The organism is Delftia sp. HK171 (assembly GCF_001886655.1).
GTDB lineage: Bacteria > Pseudomonadota > Gammaproteobacteria > Burkholderiales > Burkholderiaceae_C > Comamonas > Comamonas acidovorans.
Genome location: NZ_CP018101.1, coordinates 2,925,854 through 2,951,424, shown reverse-complemented (window position 1 = coordinate 2,951,424; position 25,571 = coordinate 2,925,854). Strand labels below are relative to the sequence as shown.

The following is a 25,571-nucleotide window of genomic DNA, read 5'->3' as shown; positions in this document are numbered from 1 at the left end:
CTCTCATCAGGGGCGCGGGACCTTGATCTGCACCTTGAGCTGTTTCTTGAGAAGCTCGTAGTATGCCATAGCTTCTGCGACCGCAGAGCTTCGCAGGAAGTCCTGCTTCTGCGCGGCAGCAGCCTGTGCATCATCGGCCGGGCGCTCGACGATGCGGTTGATCTTGACCACGGCATAGCCTTGGGCACCCATGTCAACACCAGTCCAGGCAGGCAGCTGAGCGGTCGGTGCGCGCAGGGCGGCATCCACCACTTCGCGCGACAGGCCTTCGGGCTGGTCACGGCTGATCACCTTGGCGGCAGGCAGTTGCGCCGCATCAGGCTTGGCCTTCCATGCTGCAAGCTTGGCCTCGCCATCGGCCTTGGCCAGTTCGGCGGACTTTTGCGCCACGTACAGGGTGCGCAGCTTGTCGCCGACCTCGGCCATGGGCAGCGTGCGGGCAGGTGTGTACTCCACCACGCGGCCGGCCACCAGTTGGCTGGAACCCAGCTCCACCGCATCGGTGTTGCGCTTGTTGTTCAGCGAGTCGCTGGAGAACAGCGCTTCCAGGAAGCGGGGATTGGCCAGGGGGCCCTTGACGTTGGGGCCGGGCTGGCGCGTCACATGGTCTGCCTTTTGCACGGTGAGCTTGAACTTCTCGGCCACGGGCTGCAGGCTGTCCGACTGCTCGTAGACCGCGTTGGAGAAGCCTTCCGCCAGTTCGGCGAACTTGCGCTGGGCCTGCTGCTGCTTGAGTTCGGCTTCCAGCTTGGGACGCATCTGCTCGAAGCTCGGAGCCTTGGGCTTCTTGATGTCCACCAGCGAGATGATGTGGTAGCCGAAGTCGCTGTGCACCACGTCGCTGATGTCGCCCACCTTCATGCCGAAGGCTGCGTCCTCGAAGGGCTTGACCATGGCGCCACGGCCGAAGTAGCCCAGATCGCCACCCGATGCAGCGGAGCCACCGTCCTGCGAATTGGCCTTGGCCAGTTCGGCGAAGCGCTTGGGGTCCTTGCGCAGCTCGGCCAGCAGTTCCTCGGCCTTGGCCTTGGCTTTTTCCTGCTCGGCAGCAGGCGCATCCTTGCTTGCATTGAGCAGGATGTGGCTGGCACGGCGCTCTTCGGGGCCGGCCAGGCGCTCGGCGTTCTGGTTGTAGTAGGAACGCACATCGTCTTCGCTCAGCGTGATGCCGGCCTCGATGCTGGGAACGTCCAGCAGCAGGTATTCCACCTTGGCCTGCTCCGATTGCTGGAACTGGCTGGTGTGGGCATCGTAGTAGGCCTTGAGGTCGGCCTCGGTGGGCTGGACCTTGCTGGCGTAGGCGCTGGCTTCAAAGCGGGCCACCTGCACTTCGCGGCGCTGGTACAGCGCATCGATGGCCTGCTTGACCTGGGTGTCGGTCGCAAAGGCCGTACCCGTCACGCCACCCATCACCTGGTTCATGGACAGCTCGCGGCGCAGGTTGGCCTCGAAGCCTTCGGGCGTCAGGCCCTGAGATCCGACCAGGGCACGGTAGGCCTCGGCATCCATCGAGCCGTCAGGCTTCTTGAGCGCGGCAATCGCGGGGATCTCCTGCAGCGTGCGCACCAGTTGCGCATCGGATGCGGCCAGGTGCATCTTCTGCACGGCGGCGGCCAGCACCTGGTCACGCACCATCTTCTCCAGCGTGGCGTAGCGCGCCTGCGGTGAGTCCAGCAGCTTGGGGTCGATGTTGGGGTTCTCGGCGCGCAGGCGATCACTCTCCATGCGGTGCGCGTTCTCCCAGTCGGCCTGCTTGATCTCATGACCATCGACACGTGCGACGATGACGCTGGACTCTGTGAAGTAGTTCTGGTTCACACCCACGAAGATGAACGAGGGAATGATCAGCAAGAACAACAAGATCATCACGAACTTGGAATGCTTGCGGATGGATTCGAACATGGTCTGTCGTCTTTCAATGGCAGAAATAGAAAAGGCGAACTTTCGTTCGCCTTTTGTTCTTGGTGGGTGCTGACGGGGTCGAACCGCCGACCTACGCCTTGTAAGGGCGCCGCTCTACCAACTGAGCTAAGCACCCCACCTTGACTGGTGTCAGTTCAGGGCATCTTTCAATGCCTTGCCCGGACGGAACTTTGGAACCTTGGCGGCCTTGATCTTGATGGTTTCGCCGGTGCGGGGGTTGCGGCCCGTACGAGCAGCGCGCTTACCAACGGCGAATGTGCCAAAACCAACGAGCGACACTGTACCACCCTTTTTGAGGGTTTTCTTCACAGCCTCAATCGTGGAATCCAGTGCACGAGCAGCCGCAGCCTTGGAGATGTCGGCGTTGTTAGCGATGTGCTCAATCAGTTCGGTTTTATTCACAAGATGCCTCTGGAGAAATAAGTGAATGGGATGTCTCTGCGGCCACCAACTTGGCTCGGCCAGAAACCCGGCGCGACGGATACGGAATCTGGCTTGCCGTTCGACGCCTGCCTCGGGGCAGACATCGGTGAATTAAAGCCATCGACCTTCCAGGTGTCAATGCACGCTGCGCATCGCAGCGACAGGGGACGATTCTATGCGGTTTTGGCGCCAGCTTTGGCTTTGCGGGCGGTTTTTTGCGCCCGGCGCAGGCTAGCGGCTTCACGAATTGACAAGGGTTGACAATGGACTTGTCCGCTGCAGGCCTTGCCAGTGCTGCAATGCGCCTCACCGCTTCGCATCCACGACGCCGCAGCGGCTGCCCTGCCTGATTCAAATGCTTCCAAAAAAATAGCAACACCAGACAGTTCGACGTGTCTGGCGCAGGATCCCGGAAACGGCCGGAAAGGCCCTCAGTGCGTGACCCGCGCGCGGATCTCGGGCAGGGCTTTTTGCAGGTAGTACACCATCGACCAGACGGTGAGCACCGCCGCCACCCAGATCAGCACCTGGCCCCAGACGCCGGTGTCGATCATGCCGAACACGCGGCCGTCGTACAGCAGGAAGGGGATGGCCACCATCTGCGCCGTGGTCTTGAGCTTGCCGAGCATGTGGACGGCCACGCTCTTGCCCGCGCCCAGGTGCGCCATCCACTCGCGCAGGGCCGAGATGGCGATCTCGCGGCCGATGATGATCAGGGCCACGAACACATCGGTGCGCTGCAGGTGCACCAGCACCAGCAGCGACGCGCAGACCAGGAACTTGTCGGCCACCGGGTCGAGGAAGGCGCCGAAGGCCGATGTCTGGTTGAGCTTGCGCGCCAGGTAGCCGTCGAGCCAGTCGGTGGCTGCGAAGACGATGAACATGACCGTGGCGACCAGGTTGCGGGTCGCCACATCGAACGGCGCGTAGAACACCCCGACGATCAGCGGAATCGCGACGATCCGCGTACAGGTCATCAAGGTGGGGATTGTGAGAAACATGGCCGCCATTGTGTCACGTACCTTGGTGTTTGAGGTTCTGTTTCAAGGCCCGCGGTGCAGCCTGCGGGACGGTCATTTCAATGCAATGCACGGTAGATATCTTCAGCCAGCGCGGCCGAGATGCCGTCCACGCTGCACAGGTCTTCCACCGTGGCTTCCGACACGCCGCGCACGCCGCCAAAGCGCTGCAGCAGGCGCGCTCGCTTCTTGGGGCCCACGCCCGGAATCTCCTCGAGTTTGCCGCCGCCCACGCGCACCTTGGCACGCGCCGCGCGCATGCCGGTGATGGCGAAGCGGTGGGCCTCGTCGCGGATCTGGGCCACCAGCATCAGCGCGGCCGAGTCGTAGCCCAGGTAGATCTTCTCGCGCCCGTCGGCAAAGACCAGTTCTTCCAGGCCGACCTTGCGCCCCTCGCCCTTTTCCACGCCCACGATACGCGAGACATCGAGGCCCAGCTGCTCGAAGACTTCGCGCGCCATGCTGACCTGGCCCTTGCCGCCGTCGACCAGCACCAAGTCCGGCAGTTGCGGCTGCTTGCCCGTGAGCTCGGCACCACCCGCCTCCCTTTGCGCCTCGGCCACGCGGCTGTAGCGGCGCGTCAGCACCTGGCGCATGGCGGCGTAGTCGTCGCCGCCCGTGATGCCCTCGATGTTGAAACGCCGGTATTCGCTGCTTTGCATCTTGTGGTGATGGAAGACCACGCAGGAGGCCTGCGTGGCCTCGCCCGCCGTGTGCGAGATGTCGAAGCATTCGATGGTGAGCTCGTCCAGGTTCTCGCAGGCCAGGTCCAGCGCCTCGACCAGCGCGCGCGTGCGCGCCTGCTGCGAGCCCTCTTCGGCCAGCAGGCGGGCCATCTGGATGTCGGCGTTCTTTTGCGCCATCTCCAGCCAGATGCGCCGCTGCTCGCGCGGCTGCTGCACGGCGGTGATGCGCACGCCGCCTTGCTCGCTCAGCAGGGCCAGCAGCTTCTTGTCCACCGGATGGCTGACGATGAGCACGGGCGGCACGGCCACGCCGGTGTAGTGCTGGGCGATGAAGGCCTCCAGCACGATCTCCTCGACCGGGCGCGCGGATTCGGCAAGATTGGCCTCTTCCTCGCCGGCGTAGACCGAGGCGGCATCGCCCAGGTTGGCGGGAAAGTACGGCCGGTCGCCCAGGTGGCGGCCCCCGCGCACCATGGCCAGATTCACGCAGGCGCGGCCGCCCTGCACCTTCACGGCGAGGATGTCCACGTCGCGGTCGTCGGCGGTTTCTATGACCTGCTGGTGCAGCACGCGCGACAGCGCCGTCATCTGGTTGCGCACCTCGGCGGCCTGCTCGTATTCCATGCGCCCGGCGTGCTCCATCATGCGGGCCTCCAGCTGGCGCAGCAGTTCCTGGGTTTCGCCGCGCAGCATGGCCTCGGCATTGCGCACATCCAGCGCATAGGCTTCGGGCGAGATCAGATCCACGCAAGGGCCGCTGCAGCGCTTGATCTGGTAGAGCAGGCAGGGGCGCGAGCGGTTGGCAAAGACCGTGTCCTCGCAGGTGCGCAGCCGGAAGACCTTCTGCAGCAACTGGATGCTTTCCTTGACGGCCCAGGCGTTGGGATAGGGACCGAAGTAGCGGTGGCGCTTGTCCACGGCACCACGGTAGTAGGCCATGCGCGCGAAGCGCTGGTGGGCAGGCTCGCCAGCCTGGCCGTCGCGCGCGGCCACGCCGGTGATCTTCAGGTAGGGATAGCTCTTGTCGTCCCTAAACAGGATGTTGTACTTGGGGTGCTGCGTCTTGATGAGGTTGTTTTCGAGCAGCAGGGCCTCGGCCTCGGAGCGCACCACCGTGGTCTCCATGCGGGCGATCTTGCCCACCATGTGGCCTATGCGCGTGCCGCCATGGTTCTTGGTGAAGTAGCTGGAGACGCGGCGCTTGAGGTTGATGGCCTTGCCCACGTACAGCAGCGTGCCTGCCGCGTCGAAATAGCGGTAGACGCCGGGCAGACCCGGCAGCGCTGCCACCTGGGCCAGCAGTTCATCGGAATGGGGTTCGGACATGCGCCTATTGTGGCCGCTGCCCGGGCCCGCCGCAGCGGGCCTGCGGGCCCCCGGGCTCTTACTCGGCCTCGATCTTCGAGGACTTGACCACCTGGGCCCAGTTGGACCACTCGGTCTTGACCATGGCGCCCAGCTGCTGCGGGCTCATGTAGTCCGCCGTGGCGCCCTGCTCCTGTGCCTTTTGCTTGAAGGCCGGGTTCTCCACCACCTTCTTGAGGTCGGCCGTGAGCTTGTCGATCACGGGCTTGGGCGTGGCGGCGGGCGCGAACACGGCAAACCAGGAGGTGGCGTTGACGCCCGCATAGCCGGCCTCGGCCGTGGTGGGCGCATCAGGCAGGCTGGGCAGGCGCTGCGTGCCGGTGACGGCCAGCACGCGCAGCTTGCCGCTTTGCACGTGGGGCATGAAGGGCGGCGCCGTGCCGAATGTCAGGTCCACCTGGCCGCCCAGCAGGTCCTGCAGCGCGGGGCCGGTGCCCTTGTAGGGGACGTGGACCATCTTGATGCCGGCCTGCTGCTCCAGCATGGCGCCTGTCACGTGCTGCAGCGAGCCATTGCCCGACGAGGCGTAGTTCAGCTTGCCGGGGTTGGCCTTGGCATAGGCCACGAGTTCGGCCAGCGTCTTCACGGGCAGCTCGGAGCGCACCACGATGATCTGCGGCGCCGACAGCACATTGGCCACGGGCTGGAAGTCGCCCTGCTCCCAGATGCGGGCCTTGGTCAGGTGGGGCGAGATGACGTGGTAGCCGGAGTACTGCATGAGCAGGGTGTAGCCATCGGCCTCGGCACGCTTGACCAGGCTGGCTGCGATGGAGCCGTTGCCGCCGCCCTTGTTGTCCACCACCACCGACTGGCCGATGACGGGCGCCAGCGCCTGGGCCGCCATGCGCGCCGCCAGGTCGGTGGTGCCGCCGGCTGCGGCCGGCACGATCATGGTGATGGTCTTGGCGGGGTAGCCGCCCTGGGCCAGCGCGGCTGTGCCGCCCAGGCCCAGTCCTGCGATGGCCATGGCCACGGCTGCGATCTGTCTGCGTTGAATCTTCTTCATCTTTGTCTCCTTGGTTTGCTCGGTTCTTGTGAATGAGAATGCGCGCCGGCCTCAGCCCTTGGCCAAAGCCCGTTCGCGGATGGCTGCAAAGTCGGCAGGTGGCTGGTGCAGGTCCAGCCGCGCGCCGGCCTTGGCGATCTGGCTGGCCGTGTCATGGCCGATCAGCGCGGGCAGGCTGCGCGCGGCCGCGACGATCTGCGCCAGGTCCACGCCGGTGTCGTAGCCCATGAGCTGAAGCGCGTGAACGATGTCCTCGGTGCAGGCATTGCCCGATGCGCCGGGCGCGTAGGGGCAGCCGCCCAGGCCGCCGATGGAGGCGTCGAAGCGGTCGCCGCCCGCCTCGATCGAGGCCAGCACATTGCCCAGGGCCATGCCGCGTGTGTTGTGGAAGTGCAGGGTCAGTCCCAGCTGCGGCCAGCGCTGCCGGAAGGCGGCCACCATGGCACGCACCTGGGTCGGGAAGGCCATGCCCGTGGTGTCGCACAGCGTGATGCCCTGCACGCCCAGGTCGGCAAAGCGCTGCACCCAGTCGAAGACTTCCTGCTGCGGCACCTCGCCCTCCATGGGGCAGCCAAAGCAGCACGACAGCGAGACGTTGACCGGCACGCCCGCCTGCTGCGCCGTGGCCACGACCTGGGCCAGCGCCGCGAACGACTGGCTGCGCTGCATGCGCAGGTTGCACAGGTTGTGCGTCTCGCTGACCGACATGACCAGGTTGAGCTCGTCCGTGCGCGCCTCGATGGCGCGCTCGGCGCCGCGGGCATTGGGCACCAGGGCCGTGTAGACGGTGCCGGGCCGGCGTTCTATCTCACGCATGACGATCTCGCCATCGCGCAGCGCGGGAATGGCCGTGGGCGAGACAAAGGCCGTGACCTCGATCTTGGACAGGCCGGCCTGCGACAGCGCATTGACCAGGGCGATCTTGTCCTCGGTGGGGACAAAGGCCTGCTCCATCTGCAGCCCGTCGCGCGTGCCGACCTCGTTGAAGAAAACGCGGCGGCCCGCGCCCTGCCAGACATCCGTGGGGTGGACGGCATTCATTGGATCACTCCCTTGCTGCGCAGCAGCGCAATCTGTTGGGCCGTGAGGCCGGCCTCGGCCAGCACGGCATCGGTGTCATCGCCCACATGGGGCGCACTGCTGCGCACCGTGCCGGGCGTGAGCGAGAGCTTGGGGACGATGCCCGGCACCTCGATGTCGTCGCCGTCGCGCGTGTGCTGGCTGAGGATCATGTCGCGGGCGCGGTAGTGCGGGTCCTCGGCAATGTCCTTGGCCGTGTAGACCTTGCCGGCCGGCACGCGCGCGGCGGCCAGTTGGTCCATCACGGCCTGCACGCTCTGCGAGCGCGTCCAGCCGCCGATGACGGCGTCGATCTCGGCGATGCGCGCCACGCGGCCCGCGTTGTCGGCCAGTTGCGGATCGTCGGCCAGGTCCTGGCGGCCGATGGTGGCCATCAGGCGCTTGAATATCGAGTCGCCATTGCCGGCCACCAGCACCCAGCCGTCCTGGCAGGGATAGGCGTTGGACGGCGCAATGCCCGGCAGTGCACTGCCGGCCGCCTCGCGCACGGCACCAAAGGCGCTGTATTCGGGCAGCAGGCTTTCCATGACGTTGAACACGGCCTCGTGCAGTGCCACGTCGATGACCTGGCCGGCACCACCGTTCACCTTGCGGTGGTACAGGGCCATCATCACGCCGATCACGCCATGCAGCGCGGCCAGCGTGTCGCCAATCGAGACGCCCACGCGCACCGGCACGCGGCCCGGCTCGGCCGTCAGGTGGCGCAGGCCGCCCATGGCTTCGCCGATCACGCCAAAGCCCGGCAGGTCGCGGTAGGGGCCGGTCTGGCCGTAGCCCGAGATGCGCAGGATGACCAGGCCGGGGTTGAGCGCGTGGAGCTCTTCGGGAGACATGCCCCAGCCTTCCAGCGTGCCGGGGCGGAAGTTCTCGACCAGCACATCGGCCTCAGCGATCAGGCGCCGCGCGATGTTCTGGCCCTCCTGCTGGCGCAGGTCCAGCGCCACCGAGCGCTTGTTGCGCGACTGCACCTGCCACCAGACCGAGGTGCCGTTCTTGATCAGGCGCCAGTTGCGCAGCGGATCGCCCGCGCCCGGCGCCTCGATCTTGACCACGTCGGCGCCGAACTCGCCCAGCGTCTTGCCGCAGAACGGCCCTGCGATCAATTGCCCCATCTCGACCACGCGCACGCCATTGAGCGCGCCGGGTGTGGGTGCCTGCCTTGTCTGTTGTGTCATGGGTTAGCGCTTCCTCTTTGTCTCCTGCGGCCAGCCTCCGATGGCATTGCCGCGGCGCCGATCTTGCCGCCGTCCGCGCCGGCCGCAAAACGCTCAAGCGCGACGCTGCCATCGCAAACCGGCATGGCAGAACCCAGCCGGGCGGGGCCGGGAGATAATCGCCACCCCATGAAACTCGACCCGATTTCGCTGCGCCTGTTCGTGGCCGTGATGGAGGAAAGCGCCATCGCCCGCGCCGCCGCACGTGAACACATCGCCCCCTCGGCCGCCAGCCGGCGGCTGGCCGAGCTGGAGAGCCAGCTGCAGGTGGAGCTGTTCACCCGCAGCAACCGCGGCAGCGTGCCCACGGCTGCCGCCTATGCGCTACTGAACATGGCGCGCGGCGTGCTCAACGACCTGGACGGCATCGGCGAGCAGATGCGCGAGTACGGCAGCGGCCTGCGCGGCCATGTGCGCGTGATGGCCAACATCTCGGCCATCACCCAGTTCCTGCCCTCCCAGCTGCAGCGCTTCCTGGACCAGCACCCGCATGTGGACGTGCGCCTGCAGGAGCGCGTGAGCAGCGACATCGCGCGCGCCGTGGCGGACAACGAGGCCGACATCGGCATCCTCAACCAGGGCAGCTACGGAGAGAAGATCCGCCTGCGCCCGTACCGGCGCGACCGCCTCATCGTCATCGTGCCCCAGGGCCATGCGCTGGTACGGCGGCGCTCGCTGCGGCTGGCCCAGGTGCTGGACCATGACCTGGTGGGCATGCACGCGGGCAGCGCGCTCAACCACCAGATCACGCGCGCCGCGGCCGACCTGGGCCTGCAGCCCCGGCTGCGAATGAAGGTGACGGGCTATGACGCGCTGTGCCTGATGGTGGCCTCGGGCCTGGGCGTCGGCATCCTGCCCGAAGGCAGCGCACGCCTGTACCTGGGCGCCCTGCCGCTGCGCTGCATTGCGCTGGACGAGCCCTGGGCCGAGCGCCAGCTGATGCTGTGCGTGCGCTCGCAAGAGGCTTTGCCGCCAGTGGCGCAGTTGCTGGTCGAACACCTGTGCGAACCCTGATTCCCATGCTTGCCTTCAACCCCATCCCCCCGGCCCCTCTGCCAGAGCAGGCCGCTGCGCTGACCTGGGACATCTTCTGCCAGGTCATAGACAACTTTGGCGACATCGGCGTGTGCTGGCGCGCGGCGGCCGACCTGGCCTCACGCGGCCAGCGCGTGCGGCTGTGGATGGACGACGCCAGCGCCCTGGCATGGATGGCTCCCCGGCCCCACCCGGCCGGGCTCAGCGTGCACGGCTGGCCCACGCAGGCGCAGGACGTCCCGCAGTCCATGGGCGATGTGGTCATCGAGGCCTTTGGCTGCGAGATCCCGCCGCCCTTTCTGGCGGCCATCGCGCGCCGGTCACCGCTGTGGATCAACCTCGAATACCTGTCGGCAGAGGACTATGTGGAGCGCTGCCACCGCCTGCCCTCGCCGCTGATGTCGGGGCCGGCTGCGGGGTTGACACGCTGGTTCTTCTACCCGGGCTTCACGGCCGCCACGGGCGGCCTGCTGCGCGAGCCGGACCTGGCCGCGCGCCAGGCAGCCTTTGCTTCCGAGGGCCGGCAGGCCTGGCGCACACGCCACGGCATAGGCACCGGCGATTGCGCCATCTCGCTGTTCTGCTACGAGCCCCCTGCCCTGCCTCAATGGCTGGCCCAACTGCATGCAGCACCCCCTGCGCCGCAGGCCACGCATTTGCTGGTGACCCCGGGACGCGCAGCCGCCGCCGTGCAACAGGCCATGGCCAGCGTGCCCGCCACGGAACAAGGCGCGGTGACCCGGCATGCGCTGCAGCCCTGCCCCCAACCTCAGTTCGACGAAATGCTCTGGGCCTGCGACCTGAACCTGGTGCGCGGCGAGGATTCGCTGGTGCGCGCGCTGTGGGCGGGCCAGCCGCTGGTCTGGCACATCTATCCCCAGCACGACGACGCCCATCACGACAAGCTCGACGCCTTTCTTGACTGGCTGCAGGCACCAGCCAGCCTGCGCGCCTTCCACCATGCCTGGAACGGCATGGCACCGGCAAGCACCCTGCCCGCAATCACGCCTGCGCTGCTGCAGCAATGGCAGGAATGTGTGCAGGCGGCACGCTTGCGGCTGCTGCAACAGACCCCATTGATTGAGCAGCTACAAGCTTTCGTGACCGAAAAAAGCTAGAATGCACGTTTTGCCTCCCTGGAGGCGCCGCTGCGGGCGACCGCCAGCCGGCCGCCATCGACCAACCAGGGTTGCACCCGCCGCGGAACTGCGGCAGGCGCACCGTCCCAGCGACTTCGCTTGCCTGCCCTGTTGAGCGGCTCAACCTCAGCCAAGCAAGCTATGAAAATCGCTCAAGAAATCCGCGCCGGCAACGTGATCATGCACGGCAAGGACCCGATGATCGTCCTGAAGACCGAATACGCTCGCGGTGGCCGCGGCGCCGCCACCGTCCGCATGAAGCTCAAGTCCCTGCTGGGCAACATGGGCACCGAAGTCGTCTTCAAGGCCGACGACAAGATCGACAACGTGATCCTGGACAAGAAGGAGTGCACCTACTCCTACTTCGCCGATCCGATGTACGTGTGGATGGATGCCGACTTCAACCAGTACGAAGTGGAAGCCACCAACATGGGTGACGCCATCAACTACCTGGAAGACGGCATGGAAGCCGAAGTCGTGTTCTACGACGGCAAGGCCATCTCCTGCGAACTGCCCACTTCCGTGGAACGCGAAATCACCTGGACCGAACCCGCCGTCAAGGGCGACACATCGGGCAAGGTGCTCAAGCCTGCCAAGATTGCCACCGGCTTCGAAGTGCCCGTGCCCCTGTTCGTGAGCCAGGGCGACAAGATCGAAATCGACACCCGCACGGGCGAGTACCGCAAGCGCGTCTAAACAACGCTTGCAGTTCCCTCTGCGAAGCCCCTGGCAGTCTCTGCCAGGGGCTTTTTCTTTGGGTGCGCAGTATTCATGCAGATATTTACCCGGATTTAATTGACTTGCAAATTTTACCCGGCTAATATCCACCGCATGACTACCAAATCCAGCGCAGCGGCCGCCGAGCCCGCCCCCAGCTACACCATCTTCCAGGGCCACAGCCGGCTGCTGCAGGCCGGCAGGCCGGCCATCCTGCAGTTCCTGCAAAGCCATGAACAACAGGCGCAGGGCAGCGGATCCGCGCCGCCGCTGTGGGTGTTCGACGACCACAGCGGCATGCGGCTGGACCTGGACTGGCGCAGCGAGCTGGCCTCAGCGCCTGCCCCCGCCGAAGCCGCCGCGCCCCGCAGCGTGGGCCGCCCCAAGCTGGGCGTGGTGGCGCGCGAGGTGACCTTGCTGCCGCGCCACTGGGAATGGCTGAACCGCCAGCCCGGCGGCGCCTCCGGCGCACTGCGCAGGCTGATCGAGGAGGCGCGCGGCAAGCACGCCGCACAGGATGCCGTGCGCGCCGCCACCGAAGCCGTCTACCGCTTCATGAGCGAGATGGCAGGCGACCTGCCCCATTTCGAGGACGCCAGCCGCGCCCTGTTTGCACGCCAGGCCGAAGCCTTTGCACAGCACACCGCCACCTGGCCCGAGGATGTGCGAAGCTATCTGCAGCAACTGGGCGGCCCCGTATGGGCGGGCTCACCTGCGGCGCCAGCCCAGGACTGAAGACCTGACCCGGCCCGATCTCACTGCTTTTCTCGTCGCATTACCAGACACAACATGACGAAACCAACCGAACCCCTGCCCCAGGCCGCCGCGCCTGCCGCATCCAGCCACGGCGGGCCGCCCATTGCCGGCAGCCAGCCGTTGTGGCGCACCTTTCTGGTGTTCCTGGGCCCCATGGTGCTGGCCAACATCCTGCAATCGCTGTCGGGCACCATCAACAGCGTCTTCATCGGCCAGATGCTGGGCGTGCAGGCGCTGGCCGCCGTCGCGGCCTTTTTTCCGGTGATGTTCCTCTTCATCGCCTTCGTGATCGGCCTGGGCGCGGGCTCCTCGGTGCTGATCGGCCAGGCCTACGGCGCGCGCATGCATGACAAGCTGCGCGCGATTGCGGGCACGGCCATGTGCATAGGACTGCTGTTTGGCGCCATCGTGGCCCTGTTCGGCGGGCTGTTCACCGAGCCGCTGATGCGGTTGCTGGGCACGCCGCCCGACATCATGGAGCAGGCCACGCTGTACTCGCGCATCGTGCTGCTGGGCATGCCGGGGCTGTTCGTGTTCCTGCTGGCCACCTCGCTGCTGCGCGGCGTGGGCGACACGGTCTCGCCCATGCTGGCCCTGCTGATCTCCACGGGCACGGGCCTGGCCTGCACCCCGGCGCTGATCGCGGGCTGGGCCGGCCTGCCGCGCCTGGGCGTGGCCAGCGCGGGCGTGTCCATGATCCTGGGCTTCACCCTGGCGCTGGCCTGGCTGGGCTGGCGGCTGCGCCGCATCGGCAGCCCGCTGGCGCCCAATGCCGCGCTGTGGAAGGCGATGCGCATTGACAGGACCCTGCTCAAGAGCATCCTGCGCGTGGGCATTCCCACGGGCGTGCAGATGATTGCCTCGTCCATGGCCGGGCTGGTCGTCGTGTCGCTGGTCAACGGCTTCGGCTCCAGCGCCACGGCCGCCTATGGCGCGGTCAACCAGATCAACTCGTTTGCGCAGTTTCCCGTGATCTCGGTCGCCATCACGGCCTCCATCCTCGGAGCCCAGGCCATCGGCGCGGGCCGCAGCGAGCGCCTGGGAGCCATCACGGCCACGGCCATCCGCATGAACCTGGCATTGGGCGCCGCCCTGGCCTTGATCGGCAGCCTGTTCGCACGGCCGCTGCTGGGCATGTTCATCACCGACGAGCAGGTGCTGGTGCTGGCAATCGAGCTGCTGTACATCGTGCTGTGGAGCGGCCTGCTGCTGGGCTGCTTCATCGCCCTGTCGTCCATCATGCGCGCCAGCGGCGATGTGGTCATTCCCACGGCCATCACCATCACGGTGCTCGCCGTGCTGGAGCTGCCCATGGCCTGGTGGCTGAGCCGCAGCTTCGGGCTGATGGGAATCTGGATGGCGCTTCCGCTGTCCTACACCCTGACGCTGTGCCTTCAGACCGCCTACTACAAGCTGGTCTGGAAGAAGCGCCCGATCCGCCGCATGGTGTAAGGCGTGCGCCATGCAAAACAGGCTTCCCGAGGGAAGCCTGTTTTTTTGGGGTGGGCAAAGCGTCAGGCGTTCAGGTCCAGCACCACGCGCCCTTCGATCTTGCCTTCATGCATGCGCGCGAAGATGTCGTTGATGTTCTCCAGCCGGTCTGTGGACACGGTGGCCTTGACCTTGCCCATGGCCGCGAAGTCCAGCGACTCCTGCAGGTCCAGCCGCGTGCCCACGATGGAGCCGCGCACCGTCACGCCGCTGAGCACCATGTTGAAGATGGGCAGCGGGAAGCTGCCGGGCGGCAGGCCGTTGAGCGACACCGTGCCGCCGCGCCGCACCATGCCCAGCGCCTGCTCGAAGGCCTTGGGCGATACCGCCGTCACCAGGGCGCCGTGTGCGCCGCCGATCTCCTTTTTCAGGTAGGCCGCAGGGTCCGTGGTCATGGCATTGACCGTGACCTGTGCGCCCAGGCGTCGGGCCAGCGCCAGCTTGTCGTCATCCACGTCCACCGCTGCCACATTCAGGCCCATGGCCTTGGCATATTGCACGGCCATGTGGCCCAGGCCGCCGATGCCCGAGATCACCACCCAGTTGCCGGGTTTGGTGTCGGTGACCTTCAGGCCCTTGTAGACGGTGACGCCCGCGCATAGCACGGGAGCGATCTCGATGAGGTCCACGCTGCCCGGCAGCAGGCCCACGAAATTGGCATCGGCCAGCGCGTACTGCGCAAAGCCGCCGTTGACGGAGTAGCCGGTGTTCTTTTGCTGCTCGCACAGCGTCTCCCAGCCGCCCAGGCAATGCTCGCAATGGCCGCAGGCCGTGTAGAGCCAGGGAATGCCGACGCGGTCGCCCTCCTTCACATGGGTGACACCTGCACCCACGGCGGCCACATAGCCCACGCCTTCATGGCCGGGGATGAAAGGCGGATTGGGCTTGACGGGCCAGTCACCCTGCGCCGCGTGCAGGTCGGTATGGCAGACGCCGCAGGCCTCGATCTTCACCAGCACATGGCCGGGATCGGGCCTGGGCACCGGAACTTCCTCGATGGTGAGCGGCTTGCCAAACTCCCGCACCACGGCGGCCTTCATGGTCCTGTTCATTCGCGCCATCCTTTCTTTGCGTCAAAGTAGGTACAGCATTTCAGCGAAGCGACCTGAACGCCTTGATCAAAATCAGGCCTTGGACCATCAAGGACAAAAAAAGCGGGCAAGGAAAACCTTGCCCGCTTTTCAGGGATGCGAATGCAGGCCTTACACAGGCTGGCCCACCAGGTCGTGGCCCTGCGTGCCCACGATGCGCGCCTTCACGAAGTCGCCCACCTTGTAGGTCTTGCTGGCCTTCTCGGGCGGCAGCAGGTGCACCAGGCCATCGATCTCGGGGGCATCGGCATAGCTGCGGCCCACGCCACCCTTCTTGCCCAGGCCCACGGACTTGTCCACCAGCACCTGCATGGTCTGGCCCACGCGCTTTTGCAGGCGCGCAGTGGAAACCTCTTCGGCCACGGCCATGAAGCGCGCGCGGCGCTCCTCACGCACTTCCAGGGGCAGCATGCCGGGAATCTCGTTGGCGGCAGCGCCTTCGACCGGGCTGTAGGCAAAGCAGCCCGCGCGGTCGATCTGCGCCTCGCGCAGGAACTGCAGCAGGTGCTCGAACTCCTGCTCGGTCTCGCCGGGGAAGCCCGCGATGAAGGTGGAGCGGATCACCAGATCCGGGCAGATCTCGCGCCAGCGCTGCAGGCGCTCCAGGTTCCTCTCGCCGTTGGCGGGGCGCTTCATGCGCTTCAAGACATCGGGATGGCTGTGCTGGAAGGGCACGTCCAGATAGGGCAGCACGCGGCCCGTGGCCATGAACGGAATGATCTCGTCCACGCTGGGATACGGGTAGACATAGTGCAGGCGCACCCAGGCGCCATAGGGCTCGGCGATCTCGGCCAGCGTCTGCACCAGTTCGAGCATGCGCGTCTTGACCGGCTTGCCGTCCCAGAAGCCCGTGCGGTACTTCACATCCACGCCATAGGCCGAGGTGTCCTGGCTGATCACCAGCAGCTCCTTGACACCGCCCTCGAACAGCGCACGCGCCTCCTTGAGCACATCGCCTACCGGACGCGAAACCAGGTCGCCGCGCATGGAGGGAATGATGCAGAAGGTGCAGCGGTGATTGCAGCCCTCGGAAATCTTCAGGTAGGCGTAGTGCCTGGGCGTGAGCTTGATGCCCGCCTCGCCAAAGGCGCCCGGCACCAGGTCGATGAAGGGATCGTGCGGCTTGGGCAGATGGGTGTGGACGGCATTCATCACCTCCTGCGTGGCGTGCGGACCGGTCACGGCCAGCACGCTGGGATGCACTTCCTGGATCAGGTTGCCGCCATCCTTGCCCGCCTTGGCACCCAGGCAGCCCGTGACGATGACCTTGCCGTTCTCGGCCAGCGCCTCGCCAATGGTGTCCAGGCTCTCGCGCACGGCGTCATCGATGAAGCCGCAGGTGTTGACGATCACCAGGTCAGCGCCCTCGAAGGTCTTGGAGGTCTGGTAGCCCTCGGCGCTGAGCTGGGTAAGGATGAGTTCGGAGTCCGTGAGTGCCTTGGGGCACCCAAGAGACACGAAGCCCACGCGCGGAGCGGCCGCGCCTGCAGGGGTTGTCATGGTTGTTGCGTCGCTCGTGGGGGTCATAGGGGCGATATTGTCCCAGTTCTGCGAGAACTTGGTAAACCGCCCCTGAACTTATCCCTGCAAGCTCAGCTATTGCGCTTGATCCCGAGCGCACCCAGCATCTGCTCGGTCTGCTTTTGCATCTGGTCCTGCATCTGGGTGAACATGTTCTGCGACTGCTCCATGTAGCTGCTCATCATGTTCTGCATGGCGGGCGGCTGCATGCGCATGAACTGGCTCCAGGCCTCGGGCGAGGTGCCCTGGGCCTGCTCGGCCAGCTTGTTCTGGAAGTCGGTGAACATCTGCACGTTCTTTTCCAGATACGAGCCCATGTAGCCCTGCATGGCATGGCCGTAGAAACGGATGATGTTGGCCAGCACGGTCTCGGAGAACATGGGTGCGCCGCCGGCCTCTTCTTCCAGAATGATCTGCAGCAGGATGCTGCGCGTGAGGTCTTCGCCGCTCTTGGCGTCCTTGACCACCACGGGCTCGTTGCTCATTACCAGCTGCTTGACTTCCGTCAGCGTGATGTAGGAGGACGTGTTGGTGTCGTAGAGACGGCGGTTGGGGTATTTCTTGATCACGCGCTGGGCGCTGGGGGCGGCGGCTGTTGTCGTCTCTTGCATTGCAATGCTTCTCCTCTTGTACGTGCTTGTACGGGCAATTGATCTATTGCACTGCAACAGATTCTAGGCAGCGCACACAGCACCTGGCGCAGCAGTAACCCTGATGGTGATCAACGCATGCGACAGAGCGAATGGTCGCCTTGCCGCCGTCCGGGCAAAAAAAATCCCGCTTGAAGCGGGATTTTCTGCAGCCCCTGGTGAGACTGCTTTGTTTGGTAGGCGCGATTGGACTCGAACCAACGACCCCCACCATGTCAAGGTGGTGCTCTAACCAGCTGAGCTACGCGCCTGTCGTTTGTTGAAGCCGCAAGTATAGCAGTGCAAAACAGGGCTTCCGGGCAAGTTGCGCAGTTTTTCCGATCACAGCACCCTGGCGCGTTCCAGCATGGCGTGCATCAGCACATTGCAGCCTGCGGTGATGTCGGCCGGCGTGGCATCCTCGATCTCGTTGTGGCTGATGCCGTCCTTACAGGGGATGAATACCATGCCGGCCGGCGCCAGCCGCGCCATGTAGACCGCATCATGCCCGGCGCCCGAGACGACGGGCATGTGCGAGTAGCCCAGGGCCTTGGCGGCGCGCGCCACCGCATCCACGCAGTCGGCATGGAAGGGTTGGGCGGGGTAGCTGGACACCAGGTTGATCGCTATGGGCAGGCCCGTCTCCCGGCTGATGCGGTCGGCCACGGCGCGGATGTCGGCGTCCATGGCTTCGCAGTCGGCATCGGTGGCGTTGCGCAGGTCGATGCTGAATTTGACCTGGCCCGGGATCACGTTGCGGCTGTTGGGATGGACCTGCACCATGCCCACGGTGCCGCGCCCGTGGGGCGGATGGCGGTGGGCGCAGGCCACCACTTCCTGCATGAGCTGCGCGGCGGCCTGCAGCGCATCCTTGCGCAGGGCCATGGGCGTGGGGCCGGCATGGGCTTCCATGCCCGTGACCACGCAGTCGTACCAGCGGATGCCCAGCACGCCGGTGACCACGCCAATGGTCCTGGCGTTGTCCTCCAGCACCGGGCCCTGTTCGATGTGGGATTCGAAGTAGGCGCCGATCGGGTGGTCGCCCGGTTCCTGGCTGCCCACATAGCCGATGCGCTCGAGCTCGCCCTTGACGGTCTTGCCTTCGGAGTCGGTGGCCGCATAGGCATGCTCCAGCGTGAAGGCCTTGGCGAACACGCCCGAGCCCATCATCACCGGCACGAAGCGCGAGCCTTCCTCGTTCGTCCAGAACGCCACCTCGATGGGCGCTTCGGTCTCGATGCCGTGGTCGTTGAGCGTGCGCACCACCTCCAGCCCCGCCAGCACGCCGTAGTTGCCGTCGAACTTGCCGCCCGTGGGCTGGGTGTCGATGTGGCTGCCCGTCATGATGGGCGGCAGGCTGTTGTCGCGCCCGGGCCGGCGCATGAAGCCGTTGCCGATCTTGTCGATGGTCACCGTCATGCCCGCCTCGCGCGCCCAGCGGGTCACCAGATCACGGCCCTGGCGGTCCAGGTCGGTCAGCGTCAGGCGGCAGACGCCGCCCTTGGGCGTGGCACCGATCCGGGCCAGCTCCATGAGTGAATCCCACAGCCGGCTTCCGTTGACGCGCAGCTGCGCGATGTCCTGCTTCACTTGGGTATCTGTATCCATTGCGGTCTCCTTGTCATGCGGGCTTCAGCGCGCCACGGCCGTGGGCTGCAGCGTGGCGGCGCGGCGCTGCACCGCGTCGAAGTTGGGGCCGAAGGCCGGGCGCTTGATATAGCGCCCCTTGCCCATCTCGGCACGCAGATCGCCCTGCGCATAGGCCACCACGCCCTGGCTGATGGTGTGGCTGGGCATGCCTTGCACAGTGCGCCCCTCGAAGATGTTGTAGTCGCCCTTGGAATGCTGGGTCTTGACCGACAGGGTGTGGGTGGCGGCAGGGTCCCAGACGACCAGATCGGCATCGGCGCCCACGCCGACCAGACCTTTGCGCGGATAGATGTTGAACAGCCGGGCGGTGTTGGCCGAGGTGATGGCCACGAATTCGCTGGGCGTCAGCCGGCCGGTGTTCACGCCCGCATCCCAGATCACGGCCAGGCGCTCTTCCACGCCGCCGGTGCCGTTGGGGATCTTGGCGAAGTTGTCCCGGCCCATGGCTTTCTGCGCGGCGCAGAAGGTGCAATGGTCGGTGGCCGTGGTGTGCAGTTGGCCCGACTGCAGGCCCTGCCACAAGGCCTCCTGGTGGCCCTTGGCCCGGAAGGGCGGGCTCATCACGTGGGCGGCGGCCTTGGCGAAGTCGGGGTCGCGGTACACGCTTTCGTCGATCACCAGATGGCCGGCCAGCACTTCGCCATACACACGCTGGCCGCGTGCACGGGCCGCGGCAATGGCCTGCGCCGCCTCGGTGCAGCTGACATGCACCACGTAGATGGGCACGCCCAGCACGCCGGCGATGGCGATGGCGCGGTTGGCCGCCTCGGCCTCCACCATGGGCGGACGGGCCAGCGGATGGCCCTCGGGCCCGGTGATGCCCATCTTGGCCACTTCCTGCTGCAGCAGGTAGACCAGCTCGCCGTTCTCGGCATGCACCGTGGGCATGGCGCCCAGCTCCAGCGCGCGCTTGAAGCTGTTCACCAGCGTTTCGTCGTCGCACATGATGGCGTTCTTGTAGGCCATGAAGTGCTTGAAGCTGTTGATGCCCTCCTCGCGCACCAGCGTGCCCATGTCGGCATGGACGCTGTCGCTCCACCAGGTGACGGCCACGTGGAAGGAGTAGTCGGCCGCAGCCTTCTCGGCCCAGCCGCGCCATTTGCGGTAGGCGTCCAGCAGCGGCTCCTGCGGATCGGGAATGACGAAATCGATGATGCTGGTGGTGCCACCGGCCAGCGCCGCCGCCGTGCCGGTGTAGAAGTCATCGGCCGTGACCGTGCCCATGAAGGGCAGTTGCATGTGGGTGTGCGGATCGATGCCGCCGGGCATGACGAACTGCCCCGAGGCATCGATCACCTGCGCCCCGGCCGGCACCAGGGCCGCCACATCCGGCCCCACGGCCGCGATCGCCCCATCCACACACAGCACATCGGCCTTCTCCTGCCGGTCTGCATTCACCACCGTGCCGCCACGCACCCATACCGAACCCTGTGATTGACCCATAACGTCATGCCTCCTGTTGGTTGGTCCGGCCTATGCCTTGCTCAGCGCGGGTGCGCCCTTGGTCACCTGGCCTGCCATGCCGATGCGGTAGACCACGCCGGCAATGAACAGGCCGATGAACCATGCGTAGTCATAGGCATGCTTGAAGAAATCACCCACGTTCGGGAATGCAGCGGGGAACGCCGCGTGCAGGAAGCCGGGCAGGTTGGGCGCCACGCCCAGGGCGAAGGCCGCCACGGCCACCCAGTTCCAGCCGTTGGAGTAGCGGTAGACGCCCTCTTCCCTGTACAGGTCTTCCACCACCAGCTGCTTTTTGCGCACCAGGAAGTAGTCCACCATCAGAATGCCCGCGATCGGCCCCAGCAGGGCCGAGTAGCCGATCAGCCAGGTGAAGATGTAGCCCTCGGTCGATTCCAGGATCTTCCAGGGCATCATCACGATGGCAATGGCCACCGTCATGTAGCCGCCCACGCGGTAGCTGATCTTCTTGGGCGCCAGGGCGGAGAAGTCATAGGCCGGCCCGACCAGGTTGGCCGCCAGGTTCACGCTCACGGTGTCGATCAGCAGCACGATCAGCGCGATCAGAACGGCAGCGCCCGTCATGCGGCTGGCGACATCCACGGGGTCCCACAGGGCCTTGCCGTAGATCACCACGGTGCCCGATGTCACCACCACCGCCAGCATGGCCAGCAGGCCCATGGGCACCGGCAGGCCGATGGCCTGGCCCACGACCTGGTCCTTCTGCGACTTGGCAAAGCGCGTGAAGTCCGGAATGTTCAAGGCCAGCGTGGCCCAGAAGCCCACCATGGCCGTCAGCGACGGCCAGAACACCGACATGAACTGGCCCGCCTTGGGGCCGCCCGGCGCGTACTGCGAAGGCTGCTCCATGATGGGGCCGAAGCCGCCGGCCTTCTGGTAGACCCAGCCCAGCAGCACGAAGCAGATCACGATCTTGAGCGGCGCAGTCCAGGTCTCCAGCTTGCGGATGGACTCTATGCCATGCACCACGAAGTAGAACTGGATCGCCCAGAACACCAGAAAGCACACCAGCTGCCCCACATTGATGCCCAGGCCCGCGATCTTCTCGCCTTCCAGCGGATGGCCCAGCAGCACGCCCAGCAGGGTGTAGATCATCATGCCGCCGAACCAGGTCTGGATGCCGTACCAGCCACAGGCCACCAGGGCCCGCAGCAGTGCGGGCAGCTTGGCCCCGTGGGTGCCGAACGAGGCACGGGCCAGCACGGCAAAGGGAATGCCGTACCTGGCCCCGGCATGGCCGATGAGCAGCATGGGAATCAGCACGATGAGATTGCCCAGGAACACCGTCATCACCGCCTGCGACCACGACATGCCGTTCGTGATCATGCTGGCGGCCAGCGTGTACGCTGGAATGCACATCACCATCCCTATCCACAGGGCGGCGAAGTGGTACCAGGTCCAGGTGCGCTGGCTAGGCAGCGTGGGTGCGAGGTCGTGGTTCCACAGGCTGCCTGTGGACTCACCGGAATGCGGGGCATGCGACATTGCGAAGCTCCTTCTCGAAGAGAGAAATCACCAATCCATTGCTGATCCAGGGTCTGACCTTTTCCATCAAGCGCATTTCGTGCCAGGTCGGCCCGGATGCGGGCCGTGCGCCGACCTGCCGCAATGCCCCCTCTAGCCCTGCGCCGTCACGGCCTGGCGCATGGGGTTGTTCGGATGCGTGGTCCAGTTCGCATACTCCCCGGTGACCGTCTGGCCGGTGCGGGGGTCCACCTCGCCCGGCTGCAGGCTGCGCATGGTGATGCACTCGGGCACGGGGCAGATAGACACGCACAGGTTGCAGCCCACGCATTCGGTGTCATCCACCTCGAACCGGCGCACACCGCCCTCCTTGCTGAAGGTGATGGCCTGGTGGGAGGTGTCCTCGCAGGCCACGTGGCAGCGCCCGCACTGGATGCAGCTGTCCTGGTTGATGACGGCCTTGTCGATGTGGTTGAGGTTGAGGTCCTTCCAGTCCCTGACCGTGGGCACGGCCCGGCCCTGGAAGTCCTCGATGCGCGCAAAGCCGTGCGCGTCCATGTAGTTGGACAGCCCGTCGCACATGTCCTGCACGATGCGAAAGCCGTAGACCATGGCCGCCGTGCACACCTGGACATTGCCGCATCCCAGCGCGATGTATTCGGCAGCGTCCTTCCAGGTGGTGATGCCCCCGATTCCCGAGATGGGCAGGCCCGCCGTCTGCGGGTCGCGCGCGATCTCGGCCACCATGTTCTGGGCGATGGGCTTCACGGCCGGGCCGCAGTAGCCGCCGTGCGAGCCCTGGCCGTCGGTGCTGGGGTGCATGACCAGGGTGTCCAGATTCACGCCCATCAGCGAGTTGATGGTGTTGATCAGGGACACCGCATCCGCGCCGCCGGCCTTGGCCGCCCGCGCCGGAAAGCGCACGTCGGTGATGTTGGGCGTGAGCTTCACGATCACCGGCAGCCGGCTGTACTGCTTGCACCACTGCGTGACCATCTGGATGTACTCGGGCACCTGGCCCACGGCCGCGCCCATGCCGCGCTCGCTCATGCCGTGCGGGCAGCCGAAGTTCAGCTCCAGCCCGTCGGCGCCGGTGTCCTCCACCATGGGCAGGATGCGCTTCCAGCTTTCCTCCACGCAGGGCACCATCAGCGAGGCGATCAGCGCGCGGTCAGGCCAGGCCTTCTTCACGCGGGTCATTTCCTCCAGGTTGGTGCGCAGCGGCCGGTCGGTGATCAGCTCGATGTTGTTCAGGCCCATCACGCGCCGGTCCTGCGCCATGAGGGTGGAGTAGCGCGGCCCGTTCACGTTGACCACATGCGGGTCCTCGCCCAGCGTCTTCCACACCACGCCGCCCCAGCCGGCCTCGAATGCGCGGGTGACGTTGATCTCCTTGTCCGTGGGCGGCGCCGAGGCCAGCCAGAACGGATTGGGGCTGGAAATGCCCAGAAAGCGGCTGCTGATGTCTGCCATGTCAATGCTCCTTGAAAAGCGCGGGCACAGCCGCTCAAACCCCGGCCGCCACGGCGCTGGTCAGCGCCTGGTGCATGGCTCGCGCGGCGACCTTGCCGTGCTCCACCGCCTGTACGGTCAGGTCCTGGCCACCGGCGCGGCAGTCGCCGCCGGCCCACACGCGCGGCACGCTGGTGCGGCCTTCGTCGTCGGTGTCGATGCGGCCGTCACGCAGGGCAATGGCCGCGCCCGCCGGCGTGCCGACATAGGTCTGGCCAATGGCCTTGAGCACCATGTCGGCCGGCACGTCGAACACCTCCTGCGTCACCTGCAGCCTGTCGCCCTCCATGCGGGTGCTGGCCATGCGCACGCCGCAGACCTTGCCGTCCTGCACCAGGATCTCCTGGGGCGCGGCCCACAGCCGCAGGTTGACGCCATGGGTCTGCGCCCATTCCTGCTCCACCCAGGAGGCGGACAGCGCATCCTTGCCACGGCGGTAGAACATGGTGACCTCGTCGGCGCCCAGCAGCCTGGCCTGCACGGACGCATCCACCGCCGTCATGCCACCGCCGATCACCACCACGCGCCGGCCCACCGGCACCGTGGATTTGTCGGCCGCCTGGCGGATGTCGGCAATGAAGTCCACCGCATTGCGCAAGCCTTCGGCCTGCGGCTCGGCCGCGCCCAGCGCATTGACGCCCGCCAGGCCCAGGCCGAGGAATACGGCGTCGTGCGCCGCCAGCAGCGAATCCAGCGTGAAATCTCGCCCCAGCCGCTGGTTGTTGCGCGGCGTGATCCCGCCAACGGACAGCAGCCAGTCGATCTCCTTTTGCGCAAAATCATCGGGAGTCTTGTAGCTGGCCAGGCCGTATTCATTGAGCCCGCCCAGCTTGGGCCGGGCGTCGAACAGCACCACCTCGTGGCCCTGCAGCGCCAGCTGATGGGCGCAGGTCAGGCCGGCAGGCCCTGCCCCGACCACGGCCACCTTGCGGCCCGTGGCGGCGGCACGCTGGAACAGCGGTGCACCATCGGAGGCCATGAAGGCATCGGTCGCATAGCGTTGCAGTGCACCAATTTCGACCGGCTTGTCTTCCTGGGTATTGCGCACGCAGGCCTGCTCGCACAGCTGCTCCGTGGGACAGACGCGGGAGCACATGCCGCCCAGCGGGTTGGCCGTCAGGATCTCGCGCGCTGCGCCACGGACGTTGTCCTGGGCGATGCGGGCGATGAAGGCCGGCACATCGATGCTGGTGGGGCAGGCCGTGGTGCACGGCGCGTCATAGCAGTAGTAGCAGCGCTCGGCCTCGATCAAGGCCTGGGAACGGTTCAGCGCGGGATGGGCGTCGGAGAAATTGGCCGCGTAATCGGCCAGGTTCAGGCGGCCGGCGGCAATGCCGCAGGCGCGTTGCGCGGGGCTATCCATGGTGCATCCTCCAGAGTCAGGATTGAGGGCGTGAAAGGGGCCGCGGCATGCAGGTGCACGCCGGGCCATCTCGGACAACGCAAGGCGGGCCGCAGGAAGGACTCCTGAACGGCCCCGGATCCAACAACACAGTCTTCGGAGGTTTCATCGTGGTCCTCGCATGTGTAAGTGACGCCTCTTGTCGGGCGCACTGGGGGTGGAACGGAATTTACGCGGGTGAAAAAATTTACCAATCAGTAAAATCACCCAGAAAGTCGTCAGCAAGAAAGATGCCAGACAATCGCACCAAAATGGCGCCACTTATCCCGACTTACCATCTGCGCAATGGCAACCCTTTCTGACAATGCGCCCCCTTCCCTGGCGCGATCGGCCACGCGCAAACCCACAGCTGCACGCCTGCGCAAGGAACTGAACATCCTGCAGACGGCCGAACTGCACTTTGCGCAATACGGCTTCGAAGGCGCATCGCTGGAACTGATCGCGCACGACGCCGGCCTGAGCCGCCACAACCTGCTGTACTACTTCGCCAGCAAGGAGGAGCTGTACCTGCGCGTACTGGGCGACGTGCTGACGCAGTGGCTGGCCGGCATGTCCGACCTGCTGCGCGGCGACGACCCTGCGGAGGCCTTGCGCATCTACATCCGGGCCAAGCTGCAGTCCTCGCGCGAACGGCCCCATGGCTCCCGTGTCTTCACGCGCGAAGTGATGGCCGGCGCGCCCCGCTTCGGACAGGCCATAGCGAGCCAGGTGGGCCCGGCGCTGGCGGCAGACGTGCAGGCCTTCGAGCGCTGGGTGGCGCAGGGCAAGATTGCCCGCGTGGATTTCACCCACCTGATGTTCATCCTCTGGTCCGTGACCCAGGCCTATGCCGATCAGCAGGCCCAGTTCGCGCTGCTGCTGGGCCGGCCGGAACTGACCGCCGACGACTACGACACGGCGGCCGACCTGATCTACCGGCTGGTAATCCGTGGCCTGCAGCCGGATACCGCGGCTCTCGCACAATGA

21 protein-coding genes and 2 tRNA genes are annotated in these 25,571 nt (G+C 66.1%); 6 read left to right on the top strand and 17 right to left on the bottom strand.

The features are described from left to right. Positions 1-6: 6 nt before the first annotated feature. The 8 genes from BO996_RS13455 to BO996_RS13420 all read right to left on the bottom strand — a co-directional run bounded on the left by BO996_RS13455 (position 7) and on the right by BO996_RS13420 (position 8,677). On the bottom strand, positions 7-1,902 hold the full coding sequence (locus BO996_RS13455; protein ID WP_071954995.1) for a SurA N-terminal domain-containing protein: 1,896 nt from the start codon (positions 1,900-1,902) through the stop codon (positions 7-9). 60 nt (positions 1,903-1,962) lie between these two features. Next, a tRNA-Val gene (locus BO996_RS13450) sits at positions 1,963-2,038 on the bottom strand. Positions 2,039-2,052: 14 nt separating this feature from the next. Then, entirely contained in the window at positions 2,053-2,325 is a 273-nt protein-coding gene (locus BO996_RS13445; protein ID WP_012204727.1) for an HU family DNA-binding protein, read from the bottom strand. Positions 2,326-2,777: 452 nt separating this feature from the next. After that, complete coding sequence (gene pgsA / locus BO996_RS13440; protein ID WP_026062576.1) at positions 2,778-3,347, bottom strand: CDP-diacylglycerol--glycerol-3-phosphate 3-phosphatidyltransferase; 570 nt, start codon at positions 3,345-3,347, stop codon at positions 2,778-2,780. 77 nt (positions 3,348-3,424) lie between these two features. Continuing rightward, positions 3,425-5,377, bottom strand: a complete 1,953-nt coding sequence (gene uvrC / locus BO996_RS13435; protein WP_071954994.1) for an excinuclease ABC subunit UvrC — start codon at positions 5,375-5,377, stop codon at positions 3,425-3,427. A gap of 58 nt (positions 5,378-5,435) precedes the next feature. Continuing rightward, positions 5,436-6,422 (bottom strand): Bug family tripartite tricarboxylate transporter substrate binding protein, encoded by a 987-nt coding sequence (locus tag BO996_RS13430; RefSeq protein ID WP_043823497.1) that lies wholly within the window; start codon positions 6,420-6,422, stop codon positions 5,436-5,438. Between the two features lie 51 nt (positions 6,423-6,473). Beyond that, positions 6,474-7,463 (bottom strand): hydroxymethylglutaryl-CoA lyase, encoded by a 990-nt coding sequence (locus BO996_RS13425; protein ID WP_063326574.1) that lies wholly within the window; start codon positions 7,461-7,463, stop codon positions 6,474-6,476. Then, a complete protein-coding gene (locus BO996_RS13420) occupies positions 7,460-8,677 on the bottom strand; it encodes a CaiB/BaiF CoA transferase family protein (protein WP_071954993.1) in 1,218 nt (405 codons plus the stop codon). The genes BO996_RS13425 and BO996_RS13420 overlap by 4 nt, the downstream gene beginning before the upstream one ends. A 168-nt stretch (positions 8,678-8,845) precedes the next feature. Here BO996_RS13420 and BO996_RS13415 point away from each other — a divergent pair, with 168 nt between their 5' ends. From BO996_RS13415 to BO996_RS13395, 5 genes are all read left to right on the top strand, one after another. Continuing rightward, positions 8,846-9,730: a LysR family transcriptional regulator gene (locus tag BO996_RS13415; RefSeq protein WP_012204721.1), complete on the top strand. Its 885-nt coding sequence runs from the start codon at positions 8,846-8,848 to the stop codon at positions 9,728-9,730. Positions 9,731-9,735: 5 nt separating this feature from the next. Beyond that, the gene (gene earP / locus BO996_RS13410) at positions 9,736-10,869 is read left to right on the top strand and encodes an elongation factor P maturation arginine rhamnosyltransferase EarP (protein ID WP_071954992.1); all 1,134 of its coding nucleotides are present in this window, start codon (positions 9,736-9,738) and stop codon (positions 10,867-10,869) included. 162 nt (positions 10,870-11,031) lie between these two features. Next, complete coding sequence (efp, locus tag BO996_RS13405; protein WP_012204719.1) at positions 11,032-11,586, top strand: elongation factor P; 555 nt, start codon at positions 11,032-11,034, stop codon at positions 11,584-11,586. A gap of 135 nt (positions 11,587-11,721) precedes the next feature. Beyond that, positions 11,722-12,342: a DUF2239 family protein gene (locus tag BO996_RS13400; RefSeq protein WP_071954991.1), complete on the top strand. Its 621-nt coding sequence runs from the start codon at positions 11,722-11,724 to the stop codon at positions 12,340-12,342. Positions 12,343-12,396: 54 nt separating this feature from the next. After that, positions 12,397-13,815 carry an MATE family efflux transporter gene (locus BO996_RS13395; protein WP_071954990.1) on the top strand — a complete coding sequence of 473 codons (1,419 nt, stop codon included), beginning with the start codon at positions 12,397-12,399 and terminating at the stop codon, positions 13,813-13,815. A 62-nt stretch (positions 13,816-13,877) separates the two neighbouring features. On the opposite strand, the gene adhP is transcribed toward BO996_RS13395, so the two are convergent. The 9 genes from adhP to BO996_RS13350 form a co-directional block, all read right to left on the bottom strand. Next, positions 13,878-14,906 carry an alcohol dehydrogenase AdhP gene (adhP, locus tag BO996_RS13390; protein ID WP_012204716.1) on the bottom strand — a complete coding sequence of 343 codons (1,029 nt, stop codon included), beginning with the start codon at positions 14,904-14,906 and terminating at the stop codon, positions 13,878-13,880. Between the two features lie 150 nt (positions 14,907-15,056). Beyond that, a complete protein-coding gene (gene rimO, locus BO996_RS13385) occupies positions 15,057-16,445 on the bottom strand; it encodes a 30S ribosomal protein S12 methylthiotransferase RimO (RefSeq protein ID WP_016453016.1) in 1,389 nt (462 codons plus the stop codon). 92 nt (positions 16,446-16,537) lie between these two features. After that, a complete protein-coding gene (gene phaR / locus BO996_RS13380; RefSeq protein WP_043819348.1) occupies positions 16,538-17,077 on the bottom strand; it encodes a polyhydroxyalkanoate synthesis repressor PhaR in 540 nt (179 codons plus the stop codon). Between the two features lie 213 nt (positions 17,078-17,290). Continuing rightward, a tRNA-Val gene (locus BO996_RS13375) sits at positions 17,291-17,367 on the bottom strand. Positions 17,368-17,437: 70 nt separating this feature from the next. Beyond that, a complete protein-coding gene (locus BO996_RS13370; protein ID WP_034391915.1) occupies positions 17,438-18,703 on the bottom strand; it encodes a Zn-dependent hydrolase in 1,266 nt (421 codons plus the stop codon). A gap of 24 nt (positions 18,704-18,727) precedes the next feature. Then, a complete protein-coding gene (hydA, locus tag BO996_RS13365) occupies positions 18,728-20,188 on the bottom strand; it encodes a dihydropyrimidinase (RefSeq protein ID WP_013803148.1) in 1,461 nt (486 codons plus the stop codon). A gap of 30 nt (positions 20,189-20,218) precedes the next feature. Beyond that, positions 20,219-21,712, bottom strand: a complete 1,494-nt coding sequence (locus BO996_RS13360) for an NCS1 family nucleobase:cation symporter-1 (RefSeq protein ID WP_071954989.1) — start codon at positions 21,710-21,712, stop codon at positions 20,219-20,221. A 132-nt stretch (positions 21,713-21,844) separates the two neighbouring features. After that, positions 21,845-23,164 carry an NAD-dependent dihydropyrimidine dehydrogenase subunit PreA gene (preA, locus tag BO996_RS13355; RefSeq protein ID WP_013803150.1) on the bottom strand — a complete coding sequence of 440 codons (1,320 nt, stop codon included), beginning with the start codon at positions 23,162-23,164 and terminating at the stop codon, positions 21,845-21,847. Between the two features lie 34 nt (positions 23,165-23,198). Continuing rightward, complete coding sequence (locus BO996_RS13350) at positions 23,199-24,566, bottom strand: NAD(P)-dependent oxidoreductase (RefSeq protein ID WP_043819353.1); 1,368 nt, start codon at positions 24,564-24,566, stop codon at positions 23,199-23,201. 324 nt (positions 24,567-24,890) lie between these two features. On the opposite strand from BO996_RS13350, the gene BO996_RS13345 reads away from it, so the two are divergent. After that, the gene (locus BO996_RS13345; protein WP_013803152.1) at positions 24,891-25,571 is read left to right on the top strand and encodes a TetR/AcrR family transcriptional regulator; all 681 of its coding nucleotides are present in this window, start codon (positions 24,891-24,893) and stop codon (positions 25,569-25,571) included.